Source organism: Paenibacillus terreus, assembly GCF_042138595.1.
Lineage (GTDB): Bacteria > Bacillota > Bacilli > Paenibacillales > Paenibacillaceae > Paenibacillus > Paenibacillus terreus.
The window spans coordinates 146,575-167,577 of sequence record NZ_JBHIRX010000004.1 but is presented as its reverse complement, the minus strand read 5'-3'; the positions used below and the strand labels follow the sequence as shown (position 1 = coordinate 167,577).

20 protein-coding genes are annotated in these 21,003 nt (G+C 46.2%); 11 read left to right on the top strand and 9 right to left on the bottom strand.

Annotation, left to right across the window (positions count from 1 at the left end; genetic code table 11):
- The first annotated feature begins 73 nt into the window (after nucleotides 1-73).
- The 5 genes from ACE5KN_RS09940 to ACE5KN_RS09920 all read left to right on the top strand — a co-directional run bounded on the left by ACE5KN_RS09940 (nucleotide 74) and on the right by ACE5KN_RS09920 (nucleotide 5,972).
- Nucleotides 74-1,156, top strand: a complete 1,083-nt coding sequence (locus tag ACE5KN_RS09940) for a Gfo/Idh/MocA family protein (RefSeq protein ID WP_375525288.1) — start codon at nucleotides 74-76, stop codon at nucleotides 1,154-1,156.
- Nucleotides 1,157-1,215: 59 nt separating this feature from the next.
- Nucleotides 1,216-2,226, top strand: a complete 1,011-nt coding sequence (locus tag ACE5KN_RS09935; RefSeq protein ID WP_375525289.1) for an FUSC family protein — start codon at nucleotides 1,216-1,218, stop codon at nucleotides 2,224-2,226.
- Nucleotides 2,227-2,346: 120 nt separating this feature from the next.
- Nucleotides 2,347-4,680 (top strand): xanthine dehydrogenase family protein molybdopterin-binding subunit, encoded by a 2,334-nt coding sequence (locus ACE5KN_RS09930; protein ID WP_375525290.1) that lies wholly within the window; start codon nucleotides 2,347-2,349, stop codon nucleotides 4,678-4,680.
- On the top strand, nucleotides 4,667-5,500 hold the full coding sequence (locus ACE5KN_RS09925; RefSeq protein ID WP_375525291.1) for an FAD binding domain-containing protein: 834 nt from the start codon (nucleotides 4,667-4,669) through the stop codon (nucleotides 5,498-5,500). Before ACE5KN_RS09930 ends, ACE5KN_RS09925 begins: the two co-directional genes overlap by 14 nt.
- A 1-nt stretch (nucleotide 5,501) precedes the next feature.
- The gene (locus tag ACE5KN_RS09920; RefSeq protein WP_375525292.1) at nucleotides 5,502-5,972 is read left to right on the top strand and encodes a (2Fe-2S)-binding protein; all 471 of its coding nucleotides are present in this window, start codon (nucleotides 5,502-5,504) and stop codon (nucleotides 5,970-5,972) included.
- A 99-nt stretch (nucleotides 5,973-6,071) separates the two neighbouring features.
- Here ACE5KN_RS09920 and ACE5KN_RS09915 read toward each other — a convergent pair whose 3' ends face one another.
- Entirely contained in the window at nucleotides 6,072-6,980 is a 909-nt protein-coding gene (locus ACE5KN_RS09915; protein WP_375525427.1) for an AraC family transcriptional regulator N-terminal domain-containing protein, read from the bottom strand.
- Between the two features lie 213 nt (nucleotides 6,981-7,193).
- On the opposite strand from ACE5KN_RS09915, the gene ACE5KN_RS09910 reads away from it, so the two are divergent.
- Entirely contained in the window at nucleotides 7,194-7,931 is a 738-nt protein-coding gene (locus ACE5KN_RS09910; protein WP_375525293.1) for an SDR family oxidoreductase, read from the top strand.
- Nucleotides 7,932-8,021: 90 nt separating this feature from the next.
- Here the strand turns inward: ACE5KN_RS09910 and ACE5KN_RS09905 are convergent, their stop codons facing one another.
- From ACE5KN_RS09905 to ACE5KN_RS09895, 3 genes are all read right to left on the bottom strand, one after another.
- The gene (locus ACE5KN_RS09905) at nucleotides 8,022-10,079 is read right to left on the bottom strand and encodes a serine hydrolase domain-containing protein (RefSeq protein ID WP_375525294.1); all 2,058 of its coding nucleotides are present in this window, start codon (nucleotides 10,077-10,079) and stop codon (nucleotides 8,022-8,024) included.
- Between the two features lie 120 nt (nucleotides 10,080-10,199).
- Nucleotides 10,200-11,495: a GHKL domain-containing protein gene (locus tag ACE5KN_RS09900; RefSeq protein ID WP_375525295.1), complete on the bottom strand. Its 1,296-nt coding sequence runs from the start codon at nucleotides 11,493-11,495 to the stop codon at nucleotides 10,200-10,202.
- Nucleotide 11,496: 1 nt separating this feature from the next.
- The gene (locus ACE5KN_RS09895) at nucleotides 11,497-12,237 is read right to left on the bottom strand and encodes a LytR/AlgR family response regulator transcription factor (protein WP_375525296.1); all 741 of its coding nucleotides are present in this window, start codon (nucleotides 12,235-12,237) and stop codon (nucleotides 11,497-11,499) included.
- Between the two features lie 570 nt (nucleotides 12,238-12,807).
- Here ACE5KN_RS09895 and ACE5KN_RS09890 point away from each other — a divergent pair.
- Together ACE5KN_RS09890 and ACE5KN_RS09885 are read left to right on the top strand one after the other, a co-directional pair.
- Entirely contained in the window at nucleotides 12,808-13,977 is a 1,170-nt protein-coding gene (locus ACE5KN_RS09890; RefSeq protein WP_375525297.1) for an RNA-guided endonuclease InsQ/TnpB family protein, read from the top strand.
- Nucleotides 13,978-14,360: 383 nt separating this feature from the next.
- A complete protein-coding gene (locus ACE5KN_RS09885; RefSeq protein ID WP_375525298.1) occupies nucleotides 14,361-14,729 on the top strand; it encodes an MmcQ/YjbR family DNA-binding protein in 369 nt (122 codons plus the stop codon).
- A 46-nt stretch (nucleotides 14,730-14,775) separates the two neighbouring features.
- Here the strand turns inward: ACE5KN_RS09885 and ACE5KN_RS09880 are convergent, their stop codons facing one another.
- Nucleotides 14,776-15,816, bottom strand: coding sequence for an NAD(P)-dependent alcohol dehydrogenase (locus ACE5KN_RS09880; protein ID WP_375525299.1), 1,041 nt, complete (start codon nucleotides 15,814-15,816; stop codon nucleotides 14,776-14,778).
- 25 nt (nucleotides 15,817-15,841) lie between these two features.
- Complete coding sequence (locus ACE5KN_RS09875) at nucleotides 15,842-16,510, bottom strand: NAD(P)H-dependent oxidoreductase (RefSeq protein ID WP_375525300.1); 669 nt, start codon at nucleotides 16,508-16,510, stop codon at nucleotides 15,842-15,844.
- A gap of 254 nt (nucleotides 16,511-16,764) precedes the next feature.
- Between ACE5KN_RS09875 and ACE5KN_RS09870 the strand changes: the two genes are divergently transcribed.
- Nucleotides 16,765-17,010, top strand: coding sequence for a DUF896 domain-containing protein (locus ACE5KN_RS09870; RefSeq protein WP_375525301.1), 246 nt, complete (start codon nucleotides 16,765-16,767; stop codon nucleotides 17,008-17,010).
- A gap of 172 nt (nucleotides 17,011-17,182) precedes the next feature.
- Here the strand turns inward: ACE5KN_RS09870 and ACE5KN_RS09865 are convergent, their stop codons facing one another.
- Nucleotides 17,183-17,728, bottom strand: coding sequence for a TetR/AcrR family transcriptional regulator (locus ACE5KN_RS09865; protein ID WP_375525302.1), 546 nt, complete (start codon nucleotides 17,726-17,728; stop codon nucleotides 17,183-17,185).
- A 165-nt stretch (nucleotides 17,729-17,893) separates the two neighbouring features.
- Here ACE5KN_RS09865 and ACE5KN_RS09860 point away from each other — a divergent pair, with 165 nt between their 5' ends.
- The gene (locus ACE5KN_RS09860) at nucleotides 17,894-18,202 is read left to right on the top strand and encodes a hypothetical protein (protein ID WP_375525303.1); all 309 of its coding nucleotides are present in this window, start codon (nucleotides 17,894-17,896) and stop codon (nucleotides 18,200-18,202) included.
- Between the two features lie 62 nt (nucleotides 18,203-18,264).
- Here ACE5KN_RS09860 and ACE5KN_RS09855 read toward each other — a convergent pair whose 3' ends face one another.
- Together ACE5KN_RS09855 and ACE5KN_RS09850 are read right to left on the bottom strand one after the other, a co-directional pair.
- Nucleotides 18,265-19,353 carry a low temperature requirement protein A gene (locus tag ACE5KN_RS09855; protein WP_375525304.1) on the bottom strand — a complete coding sequence of 363 codons (1,089 nt, stop codon included), beginning with the start codon at nucleotides 19,351-19,353 and terminating at the stop codon, nucleotides 18,265-18,267.
- Between the two features lie 120 nt (nucleotides 19,354-19,473).
- Nucleotides 19,474-19,842, bottom strand: coding sequence for a winged helix-turn-helix transcriptional regulator (locus ACE5KN_RS09850; protein ID WP_375525428.1), 369 nt, complete (start codon nucleotides 19,840-19,842; stop codon nucleotides 19,474-19,476).
- 196 nt (nucleotides 19,843-20,038) lie between these two features.
- Here ACE5KN_RS09850 and ACE5KN_RS09845 point away from each other — a divergent pair, with 196 nt between their 5' ends.
- Entirely contained in the window at nucleotides 20,039-20,944 is a 906-nt protein-coding gene (locus ACE5KN_RS09845) for a DMT family transporter (RefSeq protein WP_375525305.1), read from the top strand.
- The last annotated feature ends 59 nt before the right edge of the window (nucleotides 20,945-21,003 follow it).

The following is a 21,003-nucleotide window of genomic DNA, read 5'->3' as shown; positions in this document are numbered from 1 at the left end:
TGAATTACAGCAACAAATCTTGCCTTTAAGATGGGCAGAACAAAAGAAAGAGAAGGCGAAGGAGAGAGAGGTTATGTCTAAAATAGAATTTGGGATTGTCGGCAGAGGATGGAGGGCCGATTTTTATTTACGGATCGCGAAAGCGCTGCCACAGCGATTTGCTGTTCGGGCAATGCTTGTCCGGGACGAGGAACGCGGACGAGAGATCGAAAACGAATGGGGCGTAAAAACCTATCGTGATATGGATACTTTTGCATCAAGCGGATCGCTTGCTTTTGCGGTCGTTTCTGTTTCAAAAGAGGCCGTTCCGCTTTGCATACTGGAGCTGGCGGAAAGGGGGATTCCGGTCTTGACGGAAACACCCCCGGCACCGGATATCCCGGGTATGATTGCCCTGTACGAGTCGCTGCGCGAGCTGAAAGGGCGTGTACAGGTGGCCGAGCAATATTTGTATCAGCCAATGCATGCCGCACGCATCTCCTTTGTGAATTCAGGCAAACTGGGTGAAGTTTCTCAGGTGCAGGTATCGGCTGCTCATGGCTACCATGGCATCAGTCTGATCCGGCAGCTGCTGGGGATTGGCTGGGAGAAAGCCACCATCCGGGGGCAGCGGTTTACGTCCAGGATCGTGAAAGGACCGGGCCGTAACGGGCTTTCGGAAAGTGAAGAAATTGGCGAATCAGTTCAGGATATTGCAACACTCCGCTTCGGTGACAAGCTCGCCCTGTTTGATTTTACCGGGGAGCAGTATCGTTCATGGATTCGCAAAAACCGTGTGGTCGTACGCGGAAGCCACGGAGAAGTGACGGACGAAACGTTCCGGTATCTGAGGGATTTCCGGACACCTTTGTACGGTGAGTTCCGCAGAGTCGATACAGGTCATAACGGTAACCTGGAAGGTTATTACCACCGCGGAATTACAGCCAACGATGAATGGATATATGAAAATCCGTTCGTTCCCGGGCGTCTGTCCGACGATGAGATTGCCATTGCGACAAGCATGATGAAGATGGGAGATTACGTGCAGGGCGGACCGCCCTGTTATGATTTGGAGGAGGCGCTGCAGGATCAATATTTATCGATCATGATGCAGAGGGCTATCGAGTCGGGGGAAGAGGTTACAACAACAAACCAGCCATGGAATGTTTATACATAAAAACAAAGCAGATGCCGCATTCTACATTTGTCAAAATTTAGCGAAGTGGAGTGCGTGTATTGACCCAATCAACCAAGGTAAAAGTACGAACCATTGGCAATCTTATTGTGTTCATCATAAAAATGTCTGCAGCTTCCGGAATCGCATGGGAGATTGCAAAACTGGCTGGCTCAAAGCATCCTTACCTCGCGCCGCTGTCGGCTATTTTATGTCTGCAAACGACTATTTTTCAATCCATCCGTTTCTCGCTTCACCGGCTGCTCGGGACTGTTCTCGGCGTTGCATTGACCTTATGGGCCGCCGACAGGATGGCCTTAAATGGCTGGACACTTGCTTTGCTGCTTGCCCTCGTTTCCGCAATTTCCTTGCTGATCGATAGGAAAGAAAGCGTTATTCAACAAGTGGCGTTAAGTGTCTTGCTCGTTTTTGCGCTGCAAAAGCAATCAGACCATTACGGGCTGGACCGAATCCGCGACACGTTTATTGGTGTTGCCGTTGGACTCGCCGTGCATATGATCATTTACCCGCCGAATCTGGTCAAACAGGCGGACAGCAGGACGCTTGTTTTAATGAAAAGTTTATCGGAGCGGTTCACCGAGGCGGCTGCCTGGATACAGAACGGATGTCCGGAAGATCAAAAAAATGCTGTTCAATCAGAGCTGCAAATGTTTCAAAAAAAGCTGTTCCAGGCAGAAAAACAAATGGAGAAGGCAGATGAAAGCACCAAGATCAATCTGACTGCACAATCTAGCCATTCTTTGCTGCAGAATAATCAAAATCGAGTCGCCTTGATGAAGCAGGGAGCTGACTGCTTGGAAAGAACAGTGACTATTGCTGCAGAATGGAACTCCACAGGAACGCTATTGGAACCCGAGCGAAAACAATGGGCCAACTTCCTAAGAAGGATTGGCTCATATTGGAGCAGCCCAACCCCGGAAGCGGCTGATCTTTCCGCTGCCTCGCTTGAGCCGCCGCCAATGCAAATTGAGCTAGACGAACTTCAACGATATTCAGCAGCAATATATACCGAAACGTCCGCTTTTCTTAAGCAGCTTCATCGATTGTCTTAATTCCCGGCATTCCATATTGGAGTGCCTTTTTTCCGTTCAGGAGCATAACGAATCTTCCTGGTTCGTATAATTCAGTATTGTGGAAACTGCACAGGATAGCCTTCGAAAGGAGCGGGAGCTTTGGAGGTGATCGGTAAAAGTGTTCCGAAAAAAGAGTCATGGGATAAAGTGACGGGGGCCGCTTTATATACGGGGGATCGTACGGATACGCGCATGCTTCATGCCCGGATGGCAATCAGCCCGTACGCGCATGCGCGGATTATCGGCATAGATACGGTTGAAGCCAGGCAGGTACCGGGCGTCCGGGCCATTTTGACCGGTGCGGCCAGCGATGTTCTTACAGGAGAAGAAATCCGCGATCGGCCTATCCTCGCCAGAGACCGAGTACGATTTTACGGAGAAGCCGTGGCTGTGGTGATCGCCGATACCGAAGTGCAGGCCAAACGCGCGGCGGATTCGATCCGGGTCCGATATGAGCCGCTGCCGGTGGTGAACTCCCCTGCGGATGCTTTACGGCAAGATGCTCCGCTCATTCACGAAAGATTAGCCCAGTATGAAAAAGCTCAAGGGGTTATACCGATCCCTGGAACCAACATAGCCTGTATAAACAAGCTTCGCAAGGGTGACCTGAATGAGGGTTGGAGAACGAGTGAAGTGATTATCGAAAATTCAGTTTCATTTACGCCATCGGACCATGCGGCGATGGAAACGCGGAGCGCTATCGCAGAAATCAGGCCAGAAGGCCACGTACATATCGAATCATCGACTCAGGCCCCTTTTGCAATCAAGAAATACCTGGGCAGGTTTTTCAATATTGATCCCGGTTGGATCGTGGTCACCGCTCCGTTGGTCGGTGGCGGCTATGGCGGCAAGGCTGCCATTCAGCTGGAGCTGATCGCTTATTTGGCCTCACGGGCGGTGGGTGGCCGCAAAGTCAAAATCATCAACACACGGGAAGAAGACATGCTGACCTCGCCGGGACATATCGGGCTTGACGCCACGATCAGGCTGGGCAGCACGCTGCAAGGCAAAATCATCGCGGCCCATATCGTATACCGGTTTGACGGCGGTGCCTATAACGATAAATCAAGCGACGTTGCTCGTGCTGCTTTGGCAGACTGCTCGGGACCATATTCGATCAGACATTTGCATTGCGATTGCTTTACACTTTACACGAACCATCCCTATGCCTCGGCATTCAGGGGATACGGGCATGCAGAACTGACATTTGCGATAGAGAGAGCGATAGATACGTTGGCGGAAAAGCTGGGCATGGACCCCTGGGAGCTGCGGATGCGCAATATCGCTGTCCCCGGCGATACCGCTCCCACCAGAGATATGCTGACTAGCAGCAATTTGGGGGATATCAAAACCTGCATGCAGCGCTTGCATGCGCTTTCCGGCTGGGATGAATGGAAGGTGAGGCAGGTGGATGCGCATAAGATCCGGGCCAAGGGCATCAGCTGCTTTTGGAAAAATTCCTCTTTTGACCCCAATGCCACCTCGGGAGCGATCATTTCCTTCAATCCGGACGGCAGCCTGAATCTGGAAACGGGAGTTGTGGAGATTGGCACCGGCACTAAAACAGTTCTTGCGCAAATGCTGGCGGAACGGATGAAGATGAGTGCGGATAAAATCCACGTGAAATTCAAGGTGAATACCGAAATCACCCCTGAGCATTGGAAAACGGTGGGAAGCCGCGGCACTTTTCTGGCAGGCCGTGCGGTCCTCAAAGCAGCGGATGATGCGATCAGGCAGCTGCTGAACATTGCTGCTTGTGTGCTGAGGGCAGACCCGGACGATCTGGAACTTGGATGGGAGCATGTGTATGTCCGGGCTGATCCGAGTATTAACGTCAAAGTAAGAGACATTTGTTATGGCTACACGTATCCAAACGGAAATTCCATCGGCGGACAAATCATAGGTCGAGGACATTATATCCAGCGGCGAATGAATCATATGAATCCGGTAACCGGTGAAGGTACGCCGGGTCCGGAATGGAACGTGGGGGCCCAAGCTGTGGAAATTGAGCTTGATACAAGGGATTATTCCTACAAGCTCCTCAAAGCGATTTCCGTTAATGATGCGGGCAAGGTGCTGAATCCGAAAGGGGCGTTAGGCCAGGTGATGGGCGCGATGTCCATGGGGCTAAGCTTTGCCAACCGGGAAACATATCTGTTCAGCGATAGCGGCGCCATTTATAACCCTACGCTTCGGGATTACCCACTAATCCGTTATGGTGAGAACCCTGAGTATGTTGTTGAATTTATCGAGAATCCGTGCCTTGATGGACCATTCGGCAGCCGTGCGCTGGGCGAGCACGGGTTGATCGGAATACCGGCCGCATTGGCCAGCGCCTTATCACGAGCCACAGAAGTGCAGCTGAATCAATTGCCTCTTTTCCCGGAAACGATCTGGAGAACAAAAATGAGGGCTGCGAATGATCCCCTATGACTTTGAATATTATAGGCCGGCTTCCATTCATGAAGCTGTCACCCTTTTTCAGCAATTGGACATACAGCGTAAAATGCCGCTTTATTGGTCCGGCGGAACGGAAATCATCACTATGGGCAGACTCAACAAAACGGTAACCGGAGCTGTGATTGATTTAAAAGGCATTCCCGAATGCCGCGCCATGTCTGTTCAGGAGCATAAGCTGATTCTCGGTTCAGCGCTGACGCTGTCCGAGCTTTACGATTCCAGGGTGTTTCCACTGCTTGGAGAGACAGGGGCCGGTGTTGCCGACCGCACCTCACGTAATAAAATTACGTTTGGCGGCAATATTTGCGGACAGTTCATATACCGTGAAGCAGTGCTTCCTCTATTGCTGACCGATAGCGAAGTGCGTATCGCCGGTCCCGCCGGGATCAGGCAAGCGCCGATCGCTCAAGTGTTTGATCGTACTCTTCAGCTACGAAGGGGAGAACTTCTTGTACAATCGGTCACGGATGACAGCTATGCGAGATTGCCCCATATAACAATAAAAAAACGAAAAGTCGCAGCCATCGATTATCCGATCGTAACCATAGCTGCCATTCGCGTAAACTCCGGAATTCGTGTCGCATTCAGCGGTGTGTGCGCTTTTCCTTTCCGTTCCGCAGCCATAGAAGGCCGGTTAAATGAACGTGGAATACCTCTGAAAGAAAGGATTGATCAGGTCAGCACGCTGCTGCCGGCACCTGTCTTAAGTGACATTAAAGCTTCAGCGGAATATCGGGAGCTGATCCTGAAACTTGCTTTGGAAGATTCGCTGAGAGCATTGGGGGCGGAATAAGATGACAGATATGAATCGTTCCCGCATTGTGCTGGATCTGGACGTGAACGGGGAAATGCGGACCGCCACCATCCGTTCTGCCGATCTGCTGTTGGATACATTGCGGGAATCCTTTGGTCTTACCGGTGCCAAACCGGGCTGCCGGAACGGTGACTGCGGTACATGCACGGTGCTCGTCGATGGCCTGCCGATGAAATCATGTCTTATGCTGGCTGTCGAGGCAGCAGGCAAAAAAGTGACGACGATTGAAGGGCTTCACGATACGGAGGTTCAAAAAGAATTTGTGGAAAAGTTCGCTTTCCAGTGCGGTTACTGCACCCCGGGTTTTATTATGAATATCCATGCACTTGCACGAATTCATCCTGATGCCGATCAGACAACGATTACGGATTGGCTGCAGTCCAACATCTGCAGATGCACCGGTTACGAAGAAATTCGTAAAGCTGTAGTTTCGGTACTGGGGCGTAAATGAACATAAACAGGACATATTAAGAACAGGGACTCGACGCCAATCGTCAGAGCCCTATTCTTGTCTCTGCAGGCTTGGTCCGGCTGTTATTCATTGAAAAAATCAGCCTAGCACATAGGTGCCTGCAATCGTGCCGCGAAGCTCCTGAACATCCACCATCGGCGGTCGTCCGTACATGCGGGCATATTCCCGGCTGAATTGGGACGGGCTCTCATAGCCTACACGGTAGGCCGCCTCGGTGGCTTGCACGCTTTCCGTCAGCATCAAGCGCCGGGCTTCCTGCAAGCGCACTGTTTTCTGGTATTGCAGCGGGCTCATCGCCGTGACGCGCTTGAAATGCTTATGAAACGCAGACGTGCTCATATTTACGGATTTTGCAAGCTGCTCGACCAGAAGCGGCCGGTTGTACTGACGATTAATCAGCTGGATCGCTTGAGCGATGTTATGAGCATGGCTGCCGCTGATCGCGAATTGATGAAAGAGCACGCCTTGTTCGCTTTGCAGCACCCGATACAGAATTTCGCGGATGACGAGCGGCGAAATGATCGGAATGTCCTGGGGTGCATCGAGCAGCTGTATGAGCCGTACGAGGGCTTCGAGCAATTCGGGAGACGTCCTGCTCACGGTGATACCGCGGCTGGCTTCCACGGGAATGAGTTCGGGATCATTCATCTCCTTCACGATGTCCAGGATGACGTCGGCGTCGAAGCTGAGCTTCAAGCTTAAATACGGGATTTCCGGGGAGGCTTCAATGATTCTGCCGATGATCGGCAGTTCAACGGAAGTGACCAGATAAGATGAAGGATCATAGCGATAGGTTTCGTCAGCTAACAGAGCCATTTTCGCCCCTTGCGCCACGACGCAAATGGATGGTTTATATACAGATTCCATGGGCTCTGACGGCTGTGCAGCATACATCAGCTTCAAAGAAGGCACGGCTGTTTGATGCGTGCCGTTCGAAGGAGCATGGCGGCTTATCAGGAGCGCCAACTGCTGCAAGGCCTGTTCCATGCGAAGTGATTCATTCGTATTGTCCAATGTTTGCCGACTCCTTTCAGGAGAAGTAATAGTTACTCTAATATTAACGAAACCGAAGAGAATTAGGCAAGGATCGAACAGATATGTTCTAACAGATTCATTCCGGTATTTAATACAATGAATGTGCAAGGTCGAACACGGCGGTAATTGATCGGCCGAAATGAGAAGATAAAGGAGAGAACAATAATGAGTTTGAATGGAAAAGTTGCAATCGTAACAGGTGCATCGCGTGGTATCGGACGGCAAATCGCCCTTCAACTGGCTCAAGCCGGAGCGAAGGTGGTCGTCAACTATTCCTCGAATCAAGGGAAAGCGGACGAGGTTGTAAAGGAGATTGAGCAATCCGGCGGCGACGCCGTTGCCATTCGCGCCAATGTAGGCAAGATAAGTGAGGTAGAAGCTTTATTCTCGGAAACGCTTGAGCGTCTCGGGCACGTGGACATTCTGGTCAATAATGCCGGCATTATGGAAACCGTGACGATCCCTGACGTGACAGAGGAGATGTTTGACCGCCATTTCGAGATCAATGTGAAGGGAACTTATTTCGCCTGCCAGCAAGCGATGAAGCATATGGCACAAGGCGGGACGATCATCAACTTCTCGACCTCTGTGTCAGGTGCGATGCTCCCGGGGTACAGCGTCTACGCCGCAACGAAAGGGGCGGTCGAGCAGTTGACCCGTCAGTTGGCCAAGGAATTCGGTCCGAAGGACATCATCATTAACTGTGTTGCGCCTGGACAAGTGGCGACTGAGCTGTTCCTGAACGGCAAATCAGAGGAGCTGGTTAATTCGTTCCGCAAAATGAACGCGTTTGGAAGACTCGGGGAACCGGAGGACATCGCTAATGTGATCGACCTGCTCGTCAGCGACAAAGCCCGTTGGATAACAGGACAGACGATTCGTGTAAACGGCGGGTTTAACTAAATATCCCGGAAAGTGCATCTTGCAAAAGGACAAAAGACGGGCGAACCGTCAACGCGGAAGAAAGCGTTGGCGGTTCGCCCGTTTAACTAATTAATTGTTCAACTTCACTTTAAAGACATCTCCCGCATTGCCGACAAATACGATCAAACCGCCTTTTGGAAGGGTTACGGAATGCTCAGAACTTACTCTTGATAAGTGTACAACCGTTCCGTTTTCGTCATAGACGGCGAAGCCGCCGGTTTTTGAAAAGTCAACAGTCATCGTCTTATTCGCCGTGCTTTCGTCTATTTTAAACCATTGCGCAAATCCATTGGACGATACTGTATATTGGGATGTTTCCGCAGCAGGCAGCGGTTTAATAGCATCCTCACGAATAAAGTGTTGATCACCCGACTGCAAGTACTCCGAGTTATCTTTTTTGTAAAAATTCAAATCAAATGTATCTCTCCCGTTCATCACAGGTATTTCGACGGCATTGACAGCATGGTTTTCATCTACAATTCTAGTACCGCTGGCATAACCTGTATCAACAGCTATATTTTTTATTAAAATTGCTGTAGGCACCAAATAAAATAGTGAATTTATTTTTTCATCCAGGGCATAGTATTTCTTATTATTTCTATCTCCCCATGCCTTTTTCACAGAATCATTTACAGGGTTATCGTCCAGCTTTTGATATTCATAATACACCGCTTCAGTTTGACCCAAACCCGGGAAGTCCAAAAGCACATTCGCTTTGATATAGGTTTTTCCATTGGTTTGTTTCTCAAAGCTTACTTCAGCACTGCCGTCACTGCTGGTGAAGCGGCTGTTGCCTGTATAAACATATTTCTGGGCTGGTATCATGTCACTCATCAGACCAGGCAGCTCAAACTCCCCGTTTTGAATATTCACATGTATGGTTGCACCAACGGTTCCGTATAAGCCTGAATTAGCGGCCAAATCTGCGGGCATATCCACTTTTACAGGAGGTGTAGCTGTTTTTGGAGGAGTGATATCTTTAATAATGCCTTTCTCCTTTAAAACCTCCTGCAAAATATTAGAAGCAAATATCGTATCATAAATTGAAGATCCGCCGGCAGAAATGACTGCTATTGACAAATGATGCTCGGGTAAGGAAATCAGGGCAGAGTGGTACATTATGGTATCCCCGCCTTTGTTTAAAGCAGTGATGCCATAATCACTGAACGGAGCCAATTCAACCGCATCCCAGCCGAGCCCGTAATTATAAATATTTCTCTCTTCAGGAACCCAGACTCCTTTCCGGTATTCGGGACTTCCCATGGCAGCCGCCGATTGCTTGGATAAAATATCCGGCTTCTGGCCCATTAAGACTTCAGAAAATTTGGTCAACTCTTCTGCTGTAGAGTAAAGACCGCCTGTCCCGAGAATATTGGGATTTTCAACAGGCAGGGGACCCTCAATTCCAGGAAAATATGTTTTGGCCAGCTGCTGTCTGTCAAATGAATCAAGCGGTGTTTTGGTGAAATTTAAATTCAACGGTTTACTGATATGAGTCGCTAGGAATTCGCTGTATGTCAACCCACTCACACGTTCAACCAGAAGTTCCAGCAGCTGAAATCCGTCATTGGTGTAAACGGAGTATTCACCAGGGTTCGATTTTAAACGCTCAGACTGCAGCTTTGCCAATAGCTCATCATGCTTTTCTGTGGAATTGTCATCGAATAACATACTGTTTTTATAATGGGAACCATAAAGACCTGACGAGTGATTGAGCAGCATCCGCGGTGTAATCTGCTTGTATCTTTCATCCGCCATTTTAAAATCCTTGATATAGGTCGTAAGCGGCTGATCAATATCGACCTTGCCGGCATCAACCAGCATCATCGTTGCGGCAGCTGAATACATCTTGCTGACAGAACCAATGGCATACATCGTATCTTTATTAATGGAATCATCGGCTTCCTTGCCATTTACTCCTGCGCTATCGGATAAGGTAATTGCACCGTTATCCAGTATGGCATATTGAACGGAACTAACCCCATAATCGGATATGAGTGCCGCAGCCAGCTTGCGGGCTTTCTCTGCAACCGTATCATCATTGCCTTCGGCCGAAGCCCCAGAAGCCCAGGGCACCTGCAGCAGCACAAGCATTACAGCGATAAGTGTAATCCCTATTTTTTTCAATTTCTTTTTCCTCCTTGTATGCTCTTAAATGAATAGCTGCTTTCAGCATACATTCAACAAGGAGCAGGAAGGGCAAGAAGACCCTCAAACGCAAAAAACAATCCCCAAACGACAGAAGGCTTAGGGATTGTTCGTATGAAAAGGCAGTACAACCATGTTATTAAATACTTTATTTTTCACCTCAATCGTCATGTTCCCGCCGTACTTATCACATATTCTTGATATATTGGTCAAGCCAAGTCCATGAAATTCCGGATTTGCTTTTTGGCTCTGCAAAGGGGCGGCCTCTTTTTCCACATGATTGAGGATGTGAAGGAAGAGGGCAGACTCATTGGAATGGATTTTAATAAGCATATACCTGTCATCCGCGATTTTGATCTTTTTGGATGCTTCTATCGCATTATCCAGCATGTTGCCCAAAACGACACATAAGTCGTACCGTTCAATATGAATATCTTGCATGGCTAAACTGAGTTTTGTATCTATTTTAATGCCGTTTGCCTGTCCGATATTCAGCGTATTCGTAACCAGGGCGTCGATCACCAGATTGCCAGTATTCACTCTATGATAGGCGTCTTCAATTTTATTTAATGTAACTTTAATGTGCTCACGCGCCTGTTCGAGCTCGTTTCTTTTGATACATTCCTCGATATACAAAAACTGCTGGTTCGTATCATGAATGATTCTTTTAATGTTTTTAAAGCTGTGCACCGTTTTCTCATAGTTGGCATCCTGATAATCCATCTGATTTTGCAGTTGGGCATTCTGGTGAATCAATTGGAATTTCTCTACAATATTATCAAATATATATACAATCAATATATTTAATAACAAAAGCCCGAGAATGGATATGAAATAATACATGTTTTTTTCACTATAAAATGACAACACATTGCCCTGGAAAATGCTCACCAGCGGAACGATCAGAAATAACAGGTAATAACGGGCATGGATGGGGAAGCTTCTTCGTTTGGCAATCAGGCGTATGATCTGAACAAGAGGAAACATAAAAATGCTGCTGATCAGCGAAATTTTGGAAAACAGCAATCGTCCTTCTTTCATGTTATGCAGACTGCTGAATATAACTTCCACATCGTATAGCATATAAGAAGATATAAAGTTAACCAGAGTAAACAATACGGCGTAAAGTGTTGAGAAAATGATCTTTAATTTTAATTCCACATGATAAGCTTGAGCCAGAGTGAAGATAATCATTAATGCACAAATGGAAGAGACTATAGCAGGCAATTCGATACATAAGTACAGCAAATCCAGTATCCCGAAAATAAGCAGATACACCATACTGTTGGCCTTCTTGTTGGACTTGCCCAAAACCGAATTATAATAATAATTCAGCTGCCAGCACATGATGAGTGAAACAAGAAAATTCAGCAGCAATAATCCGTAATCCATCATATCAACTCATCTCAGTGACCATAAATTTGGTATAGGTATCTTTTACTTCCTTGATTTTCGAGCGCCCTATGGGCAATTCCATTGCATTTGACATGAATACCTTGCCTCCGGCAAATTTTTTGACATGAAGCAGATTGATAATAATGGAGCGATGAATTTGCAGAAAATGAAAATCCTTGAGTGCTGAAGCATAGTTCGAAATAATGCCTTTGCTCTCATAGGTTTGATTCTGGGTTACAAAATGCAATTTATTTTTTATCGTTAAGCTTTTGGCAGCTTCAATGGCAATAATCTCATCATGTTTTAAAATCACTTCTTCATAAGCGGACTTAATGACAAGAAATTTTTGATCCAGAGATTGAAAGTACTGATGCAGCTTTACTATTTTTTCTTCAAAAATATGGGGTGCTACCGGTTTGATTAAATACTGATAGGTCACCACATCAAAGCTTTCCAGCATATACTCAGGGTAGCTGGTCAAAAAAATAATTTGCTCATCCACGTTCTTCAAGCTCCTTATTTTTCTGGCGGTTTGAATGCCGTTGATGCCATTCATTTCAACATCCAAGATTAAAATATGGAAGGAGGGGTTATTGTTCTCATAATAGGCAGCCAGTTCTTCTCCGGAGCTGAACATCTCAATTTCAAAGTTTAAATTCGTCTTGACCGATAATGAAATCAGCATATTTTTTACAAGCTCTCTTTGCTGCTGCTCATCATCGCATATGGCCACTTTATACATGAATGGGATACCTTTCTAATTTCTGTTTTTTTAAAACCGAAAGTCAACTCACAGTGTATGATAGGATGGATTAATTGTCCACTTTGTATCCATACGTTCAGAAGGAGATAGGGAGGGGTCAAAAGGAGGGAAGAGGATTGCTGCCGTAATAATTATTGAAAAAGGACGCCGGTATACTACCGACGCCCATTGACTTCCTGTATGTTCATTTAACATGTTTCCGTGAGAAGTCCCCTTCCTCTGAGCCTATACTTCCGAAGCGAGTTTTGTTCGAAGCTTATTCAGGAAGCAGCGCTCACAAAACTTTGAGTAGGGGATGAATCTCGGTTAGGCGAAGCCTAAATGCACTTGTCTATTGTATAAGGCTCGTGCTTTCTAGTCGAGTAATTGTATGGTATGATGGGAATATACGTTCTCGTCAAGGCGGTAACCCTTCGCCCCGATGTAAAAAAAGAAACTGTGGAAAGAATATTTCTGGTTGTAAAGTTACTGTCTGATTACCGTGGGCGGCGCGCCTCTGGAAGTATGGAAAACCTATATTGAACATCCAGGGAAGGAGGTGAAAGTGGAGTGATTCGCTGTGTCAAAACCGCATTCCGAACTTCCAAAGCCGATCTGGACCGACTGTTTGCGTGCAACCGGATTTCCGCCGAAGTCTGGAATGAGTGTCTGTCCATCGCCAAGAACTATTTTCTGCAACACGATGGAAAATGGATTGGACAAACCAAACTTCAAGCCGCAATAAAAAATAAGTTCCCTCTGCATTCACAATCTATACAGGCTGTTTGTCATAAATATTTGTTTGCCCGTGAGAGTGCAAGGCAAGCGAAGAGGCAAGGCCTGAAGACCAAATACCCCTATAAAAAGAAGAAGGTTTTCAACACGAAATGGGTAGACCAATCGTTCAAAATCGAGGGCAACACCATCCAATTAAGCTTAGGCATCCAGAACGGTAAGCGCCAACAACCGATTCAGATCGTCGTGGCTGACTTGCCTGATGCCGAGATCAAAGAAATCGAACTGGTGTATGACCGAAAATTGATGGTTTCTCTTTGCTATGAGGATGGGGAAGAGGCCAAAGTCAACGAGGGCAGCGAGGTTGCAGGTGTGGATTTGGGAGAGATTCACTCGATCGCGGCAACAACCACCGCAAACCAGTCGATCCTGATCACGGGAAGAAAAGCCAGAAGCATTCATCGGCTTCGCAACAAGAAACTGGCTGAAATCCAGAAGCGGATGAGCAAATGCCAAAAAGGCAGTCGGCAATGGAAAAAGTACAAGAAAGCCAAAACCTACATCCTCAGCAAAAGCGAACACCAACTCCAGGATGTCATTCATAAAACAACCAAGCAATTTGTGCAGTGGTGTACGGAACATGGCGTCAAGGAAGTCGTGATTGGCCAAGTGGAGGGTGTCCAACGCCATACGAAAAAGAAGAGAAGCAAGACTGTCACGCAAAAGTTATCCAATTGGAGCTTCGGCAAGATCCGGAAACAACTCGAATACAAGCTTGAAGCCCATGGAACAAGCGTGAAACAGGTGGATGAAAGCTACACAAGTCAACAATGTCCTTGTTGCGGTAGAAGGAAAAAAACTTCTACAAGAAACTATACCTGTTCCTGCGGCTATAAAGAACATCGGGACGTACATGGAAGCAAAGGAATATTGTCCAAATATCTGCATGGAGACATCCGATATTTGGGCGAAACGAAAACGATCAAGTATCTACGGATCGCGTAGTGTAGCGAGAAGTAGTAGACGGTGAGTTCCCACCCACTTGCAAAAGTGTTGCTTACTGAACCACCCCGCTAGATTTCCGCTGCTGGCAGCGAAAGCAAATAGCCAACCTATTTGTTTGCAGAAAGTAACGGTGTGGCTGGTAAGAAACCCCTACTTCTAAGACAAGCGTAAGTAGGGGAGGTTCATCAGCACGCTTGTTCACTAAGTTCACACTCCAATGTGTAGAGTATATTACAACATGATCATATATGAGTTTTGTAAAACGGGAGCGCTTGATTTGTTAGGGGAGGGTAATTCTTGAATCACACGCCACTTTTTCAAAGCGAACATATGTGCTATTATAAGAGGAACAACGGCATATTTCGTCTATGGAGGGTGTACGATTGACTAAAGATGAAACTATTGAATACTGTCTGTCATATCCAGGCTCTTATGAAGACCACCCTTTTGGAGAAGAGTGGACTGTAATGCGTCACAAAGGAAATAAGAAAATATTTGCGCTGATCTTTCATCATGACGGTCATTTGTGTGTCAACCTTAAATGCGAACCCAGTCGCGCAGATTTTCTGCGCACCCTCTTTAAAGAAGTGACGCCAGGATACCATATGAACAAAGAACATTGGAATACTCTTATCCTGGATGGCGAACTACCGGAGCAAGAAATTCATGAAATGGTGAACCATAGCTTCGAATTAACACGGCCAAAGATTAAAAAAAGAAAGCAGGTAAACTCAAACAGCGCGCACCAATAGAGAATCGGTGCGCGCTGGAAGTTTGATCTTTTTTACTTGACCGTTTTTATAAAGTAGACATATCAATGACAAAACGATAACGGACATCGCTGCGCAGTACACGCTCGTATGCTTCGTCTACCTGGTCTGCGCGGATGACCTCGATTTTAGGGGCAATTCCGTGCTCCGCTGCAAAATCGAGCATTTCCTGTGTTTCACGGATACCGCCAACAAGTGAGCCTGCAAGGCTGCGGCGACCCAAGAGCAAGGAAAACACGCTGTATTTACTCTGCTCGGCCGGTGCGCCTATATTTACAAGGGTTCCATCTACGCGAAGCAGGGATAAATACGCATCCATGTCAAGGTTGGCAGACACCGTGTTCAAGATGAGGTCGAAACGGCCAGCCAATTCAGTGAATGTTGCAGGATCGCTGGTGGGCAAGTAATGATCCGCCCCAAAACTCAAAGCTTCCTCTTTCTTGTTTGCAGAACGGCTCAAGACCGTTACCTCAGCGCCCAGTGCGTGGGCAAATTGGATCGCTACATGGCCAAGCCCACCCATTCCGAGAATGGCTACCTTTTTACCCGGACCAGCGTTCCAATGCTTCAATGGAGAGTAGGTCGTGATACCTGCGCATAGAAGAGGGCTTGCCTCATCCAGCTTCAGCGAATCCGGAATGCGGATTACGAACCCTTCCTTAACAACGATTTTTTGACTGTATCCGCCATAGGTTGGATTGCCATCGTAATCCAATGAACTGTAGGTCTGTACTGCGCCCTTTGCACAATACTGTTCCTCACCCTTGAGGCAATATTCACATTCTCCGCAAGAGTCAACGAAGCAGCCAACGCCAACACGGTCGCCGACAGTAAATTTGGTAACCTCTGATCCCACCGCTTCAACGATTCCGGCAATTTCGTGCCCTGGAACCATGGGGAAAATACCGCCGCCCCATTCATCATGGGCGTTGCTAATATCAGTGTGGCAAATACCGCTGAACTTAATATCAATCAGGATATCGTCTGGCCGTAATTCCCTGCGCTCTATAGTTGTTTTTTCAAAGGGTGCTTTTGCACCTGGAACACTCAGAACATGAGTTTTACACATAATTGTTGTACTCCTTTTATTTTTCTTATTCAACCCAGCGGATCACGTCAGTCGCTTCTCTTCTTGTCTTAGGACGCGGAGCTTTGACACGGTATCCGAACGCAGCCATCACGCTGATTCCGTACTGATCGTTTTCCAGCAGCCCTTCTTCGCGTAAAATGGCGTCCACTGCGTCTCTATCGAAGCCTTCGATCGGGCAGGAGTCAATGCCGATGAGGGCGGCACTGGTCATCATGTTGCCGAGAGCAATGTAGGTTTGCTTGGAAGCCCAATCAAACAGCGCGCGTTCCGACTCCATCAGCTTGAAATCTTCTTCCTGGAAAGACTGGTAGCGGCCCATCATGTTTTTGACGTTCTCCGCAGGGATTTGCTTGACCCCGGTCAATTGCTGCCAGAAGTAGTCGGACTTGTAGCTTGCATCTTTGCGCGCCAAAACTAATACGACATGGCTGGCTGTAGGCATATGCCCTTGTGCTCCCCAACTTACAGTGCGCAGCTTCTCACGCAAATCCGCATTCTGGACAACGACAAACTTCCAGGGCTCAAGGCCAACCGAGCTTGGAGAGAGCCGGGCCGTTTCCAGAATGAAATCAAAATCTTCGACGGAAATTTTCTTTGTTGGATCAAATTCCTTGGTGGCATGTCTAAATTCGAAGGCTGCCAATACGTCTTCTTTTTTTATACTGTGGTTCATTAAATCCAGCTCCTTTAATATAAATCGGCTACAGGGAAAAGTCCCAATAACGTTCTTGCCGTGGAATCAATCATAGTTTAATTCCGATGTCCTCACAAGAACGCACATTGTTGTGCGATAGTGTAATAGATGTAATCATGGGAGCTGCTCTTTACCTATTGACAATTGAATGAAATTCATATATCTTTATATCAAGATAATTAAACATAAAACATTTTCCGCATTCTACATTACTATGAAAGAGGGGCATTACCATGATCCAAATACTCGATAGAATCAATGAGCTGAGCAGAAAACAGCGTGGGGAAGGGCTGACTGAACACGAGAAGTCCGAACAAGCTGTACTGCGGCAGGATTATTTACAGATCATTCGGGGGCAATTTAAAAATACCCTGTTAAGCGTATCCGTCGTCGACCCTGAAGGAAATGATGTGACCCCAATGAAACTGGTTGAGGAAAAGCTGGCGCAAACAAGCGAGGCCAAAGCCGGTAATGACTGAGTACAAAATAAGAAAAACGTCTATCGACGTAATTCACAGAAGACAGACCGCGTTTAGCGGAAGTTTTTCTTGCGATCATAGAATTGTTCAGCTCTGCTGAAAACTTATAAATTCTATGATCTTCAAAAGGAGGGGTCAGCCAAACAATGGCTGATCCTTTTTTGAATTGTTATTAGAGATTTCGCTCCAGAAGCTTGCCTACCTGTTCAGCCATAACCTGGGGAGAATAAGGCTTTTCGTTCTTGAACCACCATTCCACGATTCCCACAATCGCAGAGGCGAAAAACTCTATAACAAGATCTGAATGAAACTCTTCATTTCTGCCTTCCGTTTGGCAGCTATCTTCATGAAGGACACTGACGACGAGCTCAAGGAACCGGGTCCGAAAAAAGGGAGCGCCTTTGCTGGCCAGCATCGTTGAAAAGAACAAATAATGCCGTTCAAAATATTCAAACCACAAGAGCTCGGCTTCAACATACTCCAAATCCGCTGAGGACAAGCATATTTCCCTTAGCTCATTCATATGAGCTTCAATCAGCTTATCCAGCAAATCATATTTATCTTGATAATGCAGATAAATGGTTCCTCGGCTCACATTGGCACGGTCGGAAAGGTCCTGTATGGTGATCTCATCAAAGCTTTTTTCGGTCATCAGTTCAATGACGGCTTTCTTCAGCGCTTCTTGCGTTTTAAGTATTCTTCGATCCACTTTAGGCATCGCAATAACACCAAACTTTCCTGAAATAGTGTACAATGGACTTTAGCTTATTTAGCTGCATGTTTTCAGCACTTTTTTTTAATAATAGACACAAATCCAATACTTAATCAAGTATTATGATGTGCAGGGAAAACATATAACAAATTTCATATTGGAGGAGTCTTAATGAGCCAGCGGTTTCGCATCACCAGGTCATTTCAGGAAAATTCAGTGGAACAAACCATAACTTTGGAAGAATGCAAGGATTACTTTGCATCCAAGCCCGATTTTACATACTCAACGGTGTATACGGTGTCAGGGCCTACTAGCACAATGTCCATCGATGGAGACTTTTTCATGTGGAGCCACGGCGATATGAAAATTCCTTTTCGGCATTATATGGGGGATCTGTATGTAGCCATTTACGACGAAGCGGTCATCCCCAAAATGATTGAAGTGGCAAGTGATTTGAGGGCTGATTTGACAGAAGGTTAAGCATCATAAAAAAACAAAACCATCCTGGAAATTTCAACGTTCCTGGATGGTTTGTCAGGTCATTATGCTGTTAACTTCGCGTACGCGACAAAGAACACCATGATTTCTCCTACGATTGCATAGCTAGGTACATGATAAATCAAGTCAAACGTGATAAAACAAGCGATGATCCCCACGAATACCGCCCAATGATAGGGTTTGAGCCGCAGATGTTTGTGCCTGTACCGGTGAAATACCAAAGATGTAGAGAGAAAGTACAGCAGCACAGATCCAAATACAAAAATCAGCATAAATGAATAATCCAGCTGCTCTAGATAGAGCAATTGAATGGAAGCAGCGATCATGCTCAAGGATAAATAGACGAACAGGTGACCATAAATGATCGTTTGCCCGGCAGTTTGTATGTCTTTGCTCACCTTGGTTTCTATATTGTCAAAATACTGCCACCACATTGCAATGACTAGCAAAGCTGTAAATACAATAAATAAAACAGATGACATCTCCCAGTTGTTGAACTGCAGCACAGCAAGGATGCTGATCACGGATTCACCTAAAAGAATGAGGGTAAACAGGGCAAAACGTTCAAATAAATGATGCGTATTGATTGGTGTTTTCACCAGATGCCGGCGTCCAATCAAGGGAAGTACAATGTCTACGGCAATTCCCAAATACAAAATGGCATACCGAATCCAGGAATCAAAAAAAAGTGAAAAGGTGGATATCAAGATTCCGAACAAAAAGTGCTTGCCCAAATAGGAAGCCGTCACTTGTTGATGAGCGGCTTTTGCTCTGTGTGCCCAAAAATATTGGATGGCTGTCAGCGCTCTTGAACCTATGTATCCAATAAAGAAGGGGATATAGTATTGATCAAAATCAGGGGACAGACTCGCTGTCATGATTAACACAAAAAACAGCTGCAGGATAATTAGTATCCTCTGAATGAAAGTATCCTGTCCGAATCTGTTGATAAAGAGCGTTTGTCCCACCCATCCCCACCAGATCGGAACAAAAATCAAAATAAATTTAAACAAATATTCCATGGGAATGATTCCATGCTCTGCATGCAATAAGACATGTGTTGCTTTTGAGACTGCTGCTACAAACAAAAGATCATAAAATAGCTCCAGCCAGGTGACCTTTTTCTCAGCCATTCCTTTTAAACTCCCCCTCAGTTGACTTGACATATGTTCATCGTGAACAATCAATCCATTATATCAATTTTTGTGTAATGGTCTATAAAATTATTGGCAATTAAAGATTGATCGTCAGCTTCAGCCCTGGTTATTATGTTCAGCTTCTTCCGACTGCTGCGATTGTAATCGAATATCTTCAACAGTATTTTGATAAGTCTCTCCCCAATTCCTCATCGACAAAATGACCGGTTCCAACGTTCTGCCAAATTCAGTAAGCGAATACTCCACTTTAGGCGGCACCTGTTTATAAACCTCGCGATGAATAATGCCATCCCGCTCAAGCTCACGGAGTTGCAGTGTGAGCATAAATTGCGTAATTTTCGGATAGAGACGGCGAAATTCATTAAATCTTCGCGGACCGTCGATCAGATGATACAGAAGCATTCCTTTCCACTTCCCACCGATCACATCCAATGTAGTTTCAATAGGACATCCGCGTCCTTCCATACCCGAAATGACATCGTTCTTATTCTCTCGGTTGCCCACAGCCCTTATCCCTCCAATAGTTCTATTTTTAATACTATATAATAAAATTCTGCGTACTTTTCAGAATTTAATATACATTATAATATCAATCCGTAACCAACACCATCCATTTGGGAGTGGGGAATACAACTACTAAGAGAGAGAAGGGTACAAAGTTATGAATTTGAAAGGATTATTAATCGGTTTACTTTTTACTGTGTTATATTCATCGGGGGCTATTATAATGAAAATCGGCCTGCTGTCGGCGCCTCCATTAACTTTAGTAACAATGCGTCTGCTTATCGCTGGCCTGCTGCTGCTTATTTTTATTTACGGATTTAATAAAAGCAAATATCCCCTGCCTAACAAAAGGGAATGGAAAATTTTGTTCTTATTGGGTTTATTGAACACCACGTTGTTTCTGGGCCTCGGCAGCTTATCCATTCGAACGATTTCTGCCGGGATATTCAATCTCTTTCTCCCCATAAGTCCTTTTGTGTTTGCTCTTTTTTCCTTATTTTTCATGGGCACACATATTCGAGCGAAAGAATGGCTCGGTATGGCGGTGTCCGTCATCGGACTTTTCATTGCGACCTACCCGTCATTGGCAAATAGTCACGCCACGCTAGCCGGTATTTTGTTCCTTTCCTTTGGAATGATCTCCATGGCTGTCGGAAGTCTGGTTTACAAAAAGGCCAACCTGCAGCTGCCCAATCTTGTAATAAACGCGTGGCAGGGGTTCATCGGCGGTATTTTTCTGTTGATCCCAACTTTGTTCTTGGAGTCGGGAACACCGGTCCATCTGGATCTTCATCTTGCAGTATTTCTTCTTTGGTCAGTTTTCGGTCTCTCGATTTTCAGTATGGGCCTCTGGTTTTATTTGCTGAAGCAGGATGCCGTCAGAGCGAATAACTGGCTGCTTTTGAATCCTGTCACAGGTTATATTCTGGCTGCCATCATACTGGGTGAGCCCATCACCTGGTACGCCGTTATAGCTACCGTTGTTGTGCTTCTGGGATTATACCTGTCGGGAAATTTTCGCACAAACCGTACAAAAGAAAAGGTCACTGAACCAGCGAATTAACAAGGAACTTCCTGCATATTCACTTTGCCCCCTCAAACTTGGAGCGGGGCTTTTGCGTT